This window comes from Bradyrhizobium sp. AS23.2, assembly GCF_001908185.1.
GTDB lineage: Bacteria > Pseudomonadota > Alphaproteobacteria > Rhizobiales > Xanthobacteraceae > Bradyrhizobium.
On the sequence record NZ_LGHM01000216.1, the window covers coordinates 41,872 to 48,388 of the forward strand.

At 63.6% G+C, this 6,517-nt stretch carries 5 protein-coding genes, 1 tRNA gene and 1 pseudogene; 4 read left to right on the forward strand and 3 right to left on the reverse strand.

The genetic code is table 11. The features are described from left to right. Positions 1-13 precede the first annotated feature (13 nt). Both AC630_RS37210 and AC630_RS37215 read right to left on the reverse strand, forming a co-directional pair. Positions 14-1,044: pseudogene (locus tag AC630_RS37210) on the reverse strand (LLM class flavin-dependent oxidoreductase). A 138-nt stretch (positions 1,045-1,182) separates the two neighbouring features. Next, positions 1,183-3,240, reverse strand: a complete 2,058-nt coding sequence (locus AC630_RS37215) for an ATP-dependent helicase (RefSeq protein ID WP_074123350.1) — start codon at positions 3,238-3,240, stop codon at positions 1,183-1,185. A 126-nt stretch (positions 3,241-3,366) separates the two neighbouring features. On the opposite strand from AC630_RS37215, the gene AC630_RS37220 reads away from it, so the two are divergent. Beyond that, positions 3,367-3,957, forward strand: a complete 591-nt coding sequence (locus AC630_RS37220) for a TMEM175 family protein (protein WP_074123351.1) — start codon at positions 3,367-3,369, stop codon at positions 3,955-3,957. A gap of 10 nt (positions 3,958-3,967) precedes the next feature. Here AC630_RS37220 and AC630_RS37225 read toward each other — a convergent pair whose 3' ends face one another. Further along, entirely contained in the window at positions 3,968-4,348 is a 381-nt protein-coding gene (locus tag AC630_RS37225; protein WP_074123359.1) for a YciI family protein, read from the reverse strand. Between the two features lie 202 nt (positions 4,349-4,550). On the opposite strand from AC630_RS37225, the gene AC630_RS37230 reads away from it, so the two are divergent. From AC630_RS37230 to AC630_RS37240, 3 genes are all read left to right on the forward strand, one after another. Then, entirely contained in the window at positions 4,551-4,730 is a 180-nt protein-coding gene (locus AC630_RS37230; protein WP_074123352.1) for a hypothetical protein, read from the forward strand. Positions 4,731-4,753: 23 nt separating this feature from the next. Continuing rightward, positions 4,754-4,957, forward strand: a complete 204-nt coding sequence (locus AC630_RS37235) for a hypothetical protein (RefSeq protein WP_074123353.1) — start codon at positions 4,754-4,756, stop codon at positions 4,955-4,957. 350 nt (positions 4,958-5,307) lie between these two features. Further along, positions 5,308-5,381, forward strand: a tRNA-Gly gene (locus AC630_RS37240). Positions 5,382-6,517: the final 1,136 nt, after the last annotated feature.

The window sequence follows — 6,517 nt, forward strand, 5'->3', positions numbered from 1 at the left end:
AACGGAAATGGCTCTAGCCCATCATCTCCCTGACCATCGGCACCACCTTCCGTCCGTAAAGCTCGATGCTCTTCATCAGCTTCTCGTGCGGCAACGGCCCCGCCGAATACTTCAGCTGAAACCGCTCGATACCAAGCGCCTTTGCCGTCTTGGCGATCTTGCGCGCGACGGTTTCCGGCGAGCCGACATAGAGCGAGCCGTGCTCGGCCTCGTTCACGAATTCATCGCGGCCCATCGGCGGCCAGCCGCGCTCCTTGCCGATGCGGTCGCGCATGGCCTTGTAGTCGGGCCACAGCTCCTCGCGCGCCTGTTCGTCGGTCGCGGCGAAATAGCCGGGCGAGTGCACACCGATTGGCTTGGCCTGGCGGCCGAACTCCCTAGAGGCGCGGTGATAGAGATCGACGTAGGGCGCAAAGCGCGCGGGATCGCCGCCGATGATCGCGAGCATCAGGGGCAGATCGTAATGCGCGGCGCGCACCACCGATTGCGGCTGCCGCCGACGCCGATCCAGGTTTTGAGCTGGCCTTTCTCGACCGGCGGATAGACCAACTGATCCCGCAGCGGCGGACGCAGCTTGCCTTCCCAGGTCACGGGCTTCTGCGACAGGAGCGCTGCGAACAGGTCGAGCTTCTCTTCGAACAGTGCCTCGTAAGCCCGCAGGTCGAAACCGAACAGCGGAAAGGATTCCGTGAAGGAGCCGCGGCCGAGGATCACCTCGGCGCGTCCGTTCGAGAGCGCGTCGAGCGTCGCAAAACGCTGAAAGACACGGATCGGATCGTCCGAGCTCAGCACCGTCACGGCCGAACCGAGATGGATGCGCTTGGTGCGCGCAGCGATCGCGGCGAGAACGGTTTCGGGCGAGGAGATCGCGAAATCGGCGCGGTGGTGCTCGCCGAGGCCGATGAAGTCGAGGCCGAGCTCGTCGGCCAGCACCGCCTCATCGACGACGTTGCGGATCACCTGCGCATGCGCAAGCATCGCGCCGGAGGCGTCCCTGGTGACGTCGCCAAAGGTATCCAGTCCGAATTGAAGCGGTGCGGTCATCGATCAGGTCTCTGAGGGGAGGATCGACGAGACTTAAGAGACGGCGGCCAGCCCGCAAGGCGGCTTTCGGAAATGCTCGGTTTCCGTTTTTGCGTCCTATCTCGAGATATGCACGACCATCTTGCCGAGCGCAGCGCTCTACCGCCACATCCCGCGCATCCGCGCGCCGATATCGATCTTCGGGCCTTGCGCAGCCGTGCGGGGCGCGCCCGCAGCGGCTTTCGGCCAGGCGGTGCGCTCGAACAAATAGACCAGCTGCTCCGGGATGAAGCGGGTGCGCGAGGCGTAGACGTGGCGGTCGCCCTTGGCGGCTTGGCCGTGGGTGAAGAAGCGCTGCGGCACGACGAGGTGCAGATCGTCCTTGGCGCGCGTCATCGCGACATAGAGCAGACGGCGCTCCTCCTCGAGCTCGGCGCTGGTGCCGGCTCCGAGATCAGAGGGCATGCAGCCGTCGACGACGTTGAGGACGAACACGGATTTCCACTCCTGGCCCTTGGCGGAGTGGATGGTGGAGAGGATCAGATAGTCCTCGTCGCGTAGCGGCGGACCGGACTTGTCGCTGGTCGCATCCGGCGGATCGAGCGTGAGCTCGGTCAGGAATTTTTCGCGCGAGGCATAGCCGCTCGCGATCTGCTCGAGCTGCATCAGGTCGGCGCGGCGCGTTTCGGAATCCTCGTGGATGCGGTCAAGATGCGGCTCGTACCAGAGCCGCACGCGTTCGAGATCGGCCGGCCATTCCGAATAGCGCAAATTCTGGGTCGTGCGGACGAAGTCGGTCCACTCAGTGCCGGTGCGCGGCGGCACCGGAAGCTGGCCGAGCGCGTGTAGCGGATCAGTGCTCTCCGCCATCTGGTCGAGCACGCGCTGCGCGGTTGCGGGGCCAATGCCCGGCAACAGATGCAGGATGCGGAAGCCCGCGACGCGATCGCGTGGATTCTCGGCAAAGCGCAAGAGTGCCAGCACGTCCTTGACGTGAGCTGCGTCGAGAAACTTCAGCCCGCCGAACTTGACGAAGGGGATGTTGCGGCGGGTCAGCTCGATCTCCAGCGGTCCCGAATGCGAGGAGGTGCGGAACAGCACCGCCTGGTGCTTGAGCAATGCGCCTTGCTCGCGATTGGCCAGCACCTGCTCGACAATGTAGCGCGCCTGGTCGGCCTCGTCGTGCACGGTGACGAGCTGCGGCTTATGCGGCGAGGTGCGGTCGGTCCAGAGGTTCTTGGTGAAGCGTTCGCGCGCAAGGCCGATGACGCCGTTGGCCGCCGCAAGCACGGCTTGCGTCGATCGGTAGTTGCGGTCGAGCGTGATCATGTCCGCACGGGGCGAGAAGCTCTGCGGAAATTCCAGGATGTTGCGCACGGTGGCTGCGCGGAAGGAATAGATCGACTGCGCGTCGTCGCCGACCACGGTGAGGCCGCGGCCATCAGGCTTCAGCGCCAGCAGGATCGAGGATTGCAGGCGGTTGGTGTCCTGATATTCGTCGACCAGCACGTGATCGAAGCGGCCGCCGATCTCTTCGGCGATCAGCGCATCGCTCATCATCTGCGACCAGTAGAGCAGGAGGTCGTCGTAATCGAGCACGTGCTGGGCCTGCTTGGCCTCGACATAGGCCGCGAACAGGCCCTTCAGCTCGGCCGCCCAGCCCGCGCACCAGGGATAATGCTGGCCGAGCACCTTCTCGATCTCCATCTCGGCATTGACGCAGCGCGAGTAGATCGACAGGCAGGTGCCCTTGGCCGGAAAGCGGCTCTCGGTCTTCGACAACCCGCGCTCGTGCCGGACCAGGTTCATCAGGTCGGCGGAATCCTCGCGGTCGTGGATGGTGAAGGCGGGATCGACGCCGATCCGCTCCGCATATTCGCGCAGCAGCCGTGCGCCGATGCCGTGGAACGTGCCGGCCCAGGTGAGCGCGTCGCGCATGATCGCGGCATTGTTTTCGCCGAGCACCTTTCGGGCGATGCGCTCGACCCGGCCGGCCATCTCGGCCGCCGCGCGGCGGGAAAACGTCATCAGGAGGATGCGACGCGGATCGGCGCCGGCGACGATCAAATGGGCGACGCGATGGGCCAGCGTGTTGGTCTTGCCGGAGCCGGCGCCGGCGATGACGAGCAGGGGGCCGCCCACAGTCGCGCCATCGGCCACGCCATGCTCGACGGCGCGGCGCTGCTCCGCATTGAGCGTGTCCAGATATGTCGCCACGAATCGCCCCGGTGAAAGGGTGAGAGTCGGCGATTTGCCAGCGAATCGCAATGCGGCTGGACGGAGCCGAGTTTAACACCTAGGGAATAGACGGCCCAAAGTTCCAGCCCGAAAAGCGCACCCGGTATGACCGAGCTCAAGCCCGAACAGTTCGAGATGCGGCGGCTGGAGTCACTCAGCAACACCATTTTTGGCGTCGCCATGACGCTGCTCGCCTATGACCTGCCCAAGGCTGCAGTCTTCACCAGCGCGCCCGACTGGAGCGATCTCGCCCGGGTCTATTCCGGCAAGCTCGGCGGTTTTGCGCTCAGCTTCATCATCGCCGGCCTGTTCTGGATCAGCCATCACCGGCGGCTGGCGCGCCAGCCTGTCGGTAGCCGCGGCGTGGTGATCCTCAATCTGTTCTTCCTGCTCTCGATCGTGCTGCTGCCGGTGACCAACGGCCTCTACACCAATTACGCCATGAGTAGCGCCGTCGCGGTGCTCTACGGCCTGCACTTGACTGCGATCGCCGGCCTCAATGCCTGGCTGTGGTGGACGATCCTCGGCGGCTGGCGCCGTGAGACCATGGCCTCGCTGTTTCCGCTGCTCGTGTTCGTCCCAGGTACGATCGCTGCGGCGTTCGCGCCGCATGTCGCGCCCTTTCTGTGGTTCATAGCCTTCGGTGGGCTCCTGATCCGGCGCTTCAATGCCGCACCGGCGGACCAGGATACGTAAAGCGCCCCGATCACCCTGATGTCGCGCCGAACCCATCGGCCGGCAGGAAAAGCTTGATGGGGCGGATTTCGTAGACCGCGCTCGGATTGGCCTTGCGCAGCTCGCGCGCCGCGGCGATCGCGCCGTCCTCGCTGTCGAACTCCATGATGTAGAAGCCCAGGAGCTGCTCCTTGGTCTCGGCGAACGGGCCGTCCAGAACCATCCCGGCGCCGGGCCCGCGCAGCGTGCGGGCCTTGCTGGTCTCGTCGAGCCGGGCGGCGGGGCCGAAATGGCCGTTGGCCCGCAACGGCTCGTGGGCAGCTCTCAGGTTCGTCATGACCGTGGCGTCCGCCTCCGGCGTCCAGGACATGACCTCGTCTTCCACATGATAGGCCAGGATGGCGTAAAGCATCGTCACCTCGCTGATTTTACTGCGCACACCCAAAGGACGTATCACCGCGGCCGCCGCCGACAATGGTTGAGCGGAAAATATTGCGTGGCCGGCCCAGCGACGAAATCGTCCTGAAACCCGATTGCCGCCTCGAGGGGTGAACGCCGCCCGAAATCGATTCGACTGATGGCCACCAAGAACACTGAGCCATTCGGAGGCGGCCATGTCGACCATCAGGATCATCTGCGACGCGCATCGGGCGGGACAATCCGAGCCGGCAGATTTGCACGATCAGAGCGGCCATCACCGCTATTACGGCAGCTCGGCCGAGAATGGCGGCGAGCGGATCGTCGAAAGCCGCCGCGGCAAGCAGCCACGTATTCTGAACGTCCGCGGCTTCTAAAGCCTTCGAACCGACGCGCGACATTGAGCGTCCTGCAAGTTTCGATCGCCGCGATGCCGTTCCTGCTCTCGATGGCGAGCCGGTCCAGCAAGGCGATCGCCCCGTGCCTGTTCGCGAGCATCTTGACCGTGCTCTTGAGTGACGAGCCGCACCGCGCCGTCATGACCTGGTGCGTCGGCGCGCTGATTGCTGCCGTTGCCATGCGCGAGCGGCTTCGAGTCATCTGAGCCGGCCCGCTCCTCCCGACCAGAACAAAATCCCAAAAGAAAAGGCGCGGCGGGCAGTCGCCCGTCGCGCCCAATTTCCTGCTCGCTGGTCCAGGGCCAAGACCGCCCCGACGCCAAGCCTCTGTTCAAAGCTTAGCGGGCGATCCCAGCGAGGTGACAGCGCTTGAGATAAGACACTGGATCACCTCCTTTCGTTGGTTTCGGGAGCCTCAATATAGGCAGCAAGCCTGCCGCTGTTAAGGGGAGGCGGGCCGGGCCGAACCGGACCTGTTGGCAAGCGGGAAAAGCCGCCGAAAGCCACTCCTTGGGCAGTTGAGACCGCCGCCCGGCCGTGTTAGGGAGCCCGTAACGCGGGTGTAGCTCAATGGTAGAGCAGCAGCCTTCCAAGCTGAATACGAGGGTTCGATTCCCTTCACCCGCTCCAGCGATATTTTGCTAACAGAAACAGCCTGTTGCCTCCGCATCGAGCGGGCTGAGTCGGATTTTTCGGCGATTTTCATACAACCTTCGTACAACAAGCGCCCAGAAACCACGGACCTAACGTCGGGAAGCTCGTAGCTTTCGCGACTAGACTGTGAGCAGATTTTCCGGGCCCATCCGGAGAGGCGACGGCAAGACTTGCCCGACTTGCTGAATGTTACTGTGCACCTTCGCGGCCTTGTCTTCGGGATTTCGTCAGCCGGGCTCCGGCCAGATCCACCGAGGCTCGTACCCCCAAAAACTCAATCCTTGCTCGCCGTCCCCAAGCTTGCGTCCTCGAATCCTTTTGTAGTCCGCAAAAAGAGGCAGGGATTCGAATCCTTCGGCGAGCCATTGCCTCATGCTTTGTCCCTTGGTGCTTGGTCCTCACTCGGCATGCCTGCAAGGCGCACGTAAGCGGACTTACGTAGTTTCTCACCCATGGGGCGGGATAGTTGGCCGTTTGCAATCTCTCTGGTGTGGTGCGCAGTCGTCGCGGGCACGATCGCGTTCGTTCTGCTCGCGCACTAAGATCGCCTCAGTTGGCGGCCTCTTATATCAATGCCAAGCTTGCGAATGTCGCCTCTTGGGCCCAAAGCGGCGGTCCAGGATTGTCTGCTCTCGCGCCGCTGTTGGGGCTAAGCAGACGCGCACTGCGGTGCGCTCGAGCTGCGACGGTTGGCATCGAGATTGCGATGATGCGTGAAACGCTAGCGCGAGACCCAGGGAGGGCGAACGCCATAAACGTTCGTATAGGGTACACTACCCTTTAGATGCCTGACGTTTACCGACGTTCAATTGAGCCGCCAATCGCGATCGTCTTCTATGGAGCATGCGATAGCGCTCCCTCGCGCTATCGCTGCCCACCTTGGGTATGACCTCCCTTGACCTTGGCCGCTTGTGGCAACGCAGGCGGCCTTTCTTTTGTGCGCCCAGCATGGACGCACTCTTATGGGTGTAAGTCCCATCGTTAGTTGATCACAACGAGCGAAGCGAAGCGCTCCTGCATGAGGGCGACCGAATGTGGGGAGGAAGCGCGGAGCGAAGCTGCGGGCCGATGAACAAGAACCGGATAGAAGGCGTTGCCGACCAGGGCGAGCG

Excerpts from the sequence above, each read along its gene's own strand:
- AC630_RS37220 (WP_074123351.1), top strand. The coding sequence starts at position 3,367 with ATGACCGAGCTCAAGCCCGAACAGTTCGAGATGCGGCGGCTGGAGTCA.
- AC630_RS37225 (WP_074123359.1), bottom strand. The coding sequence starts at position 4,348 with ATGCTTTACGCCATCCTGGCCTATCATGTGGAAGACGAGGTCATGTCC.
- AC630_RS37230 (WP_074123352.1), top strand. The coding sequence starts at position 4,551 with ATGTCGACCATCAGGATCATCTGCGACGCGCATCGGGCGGGACAATCC.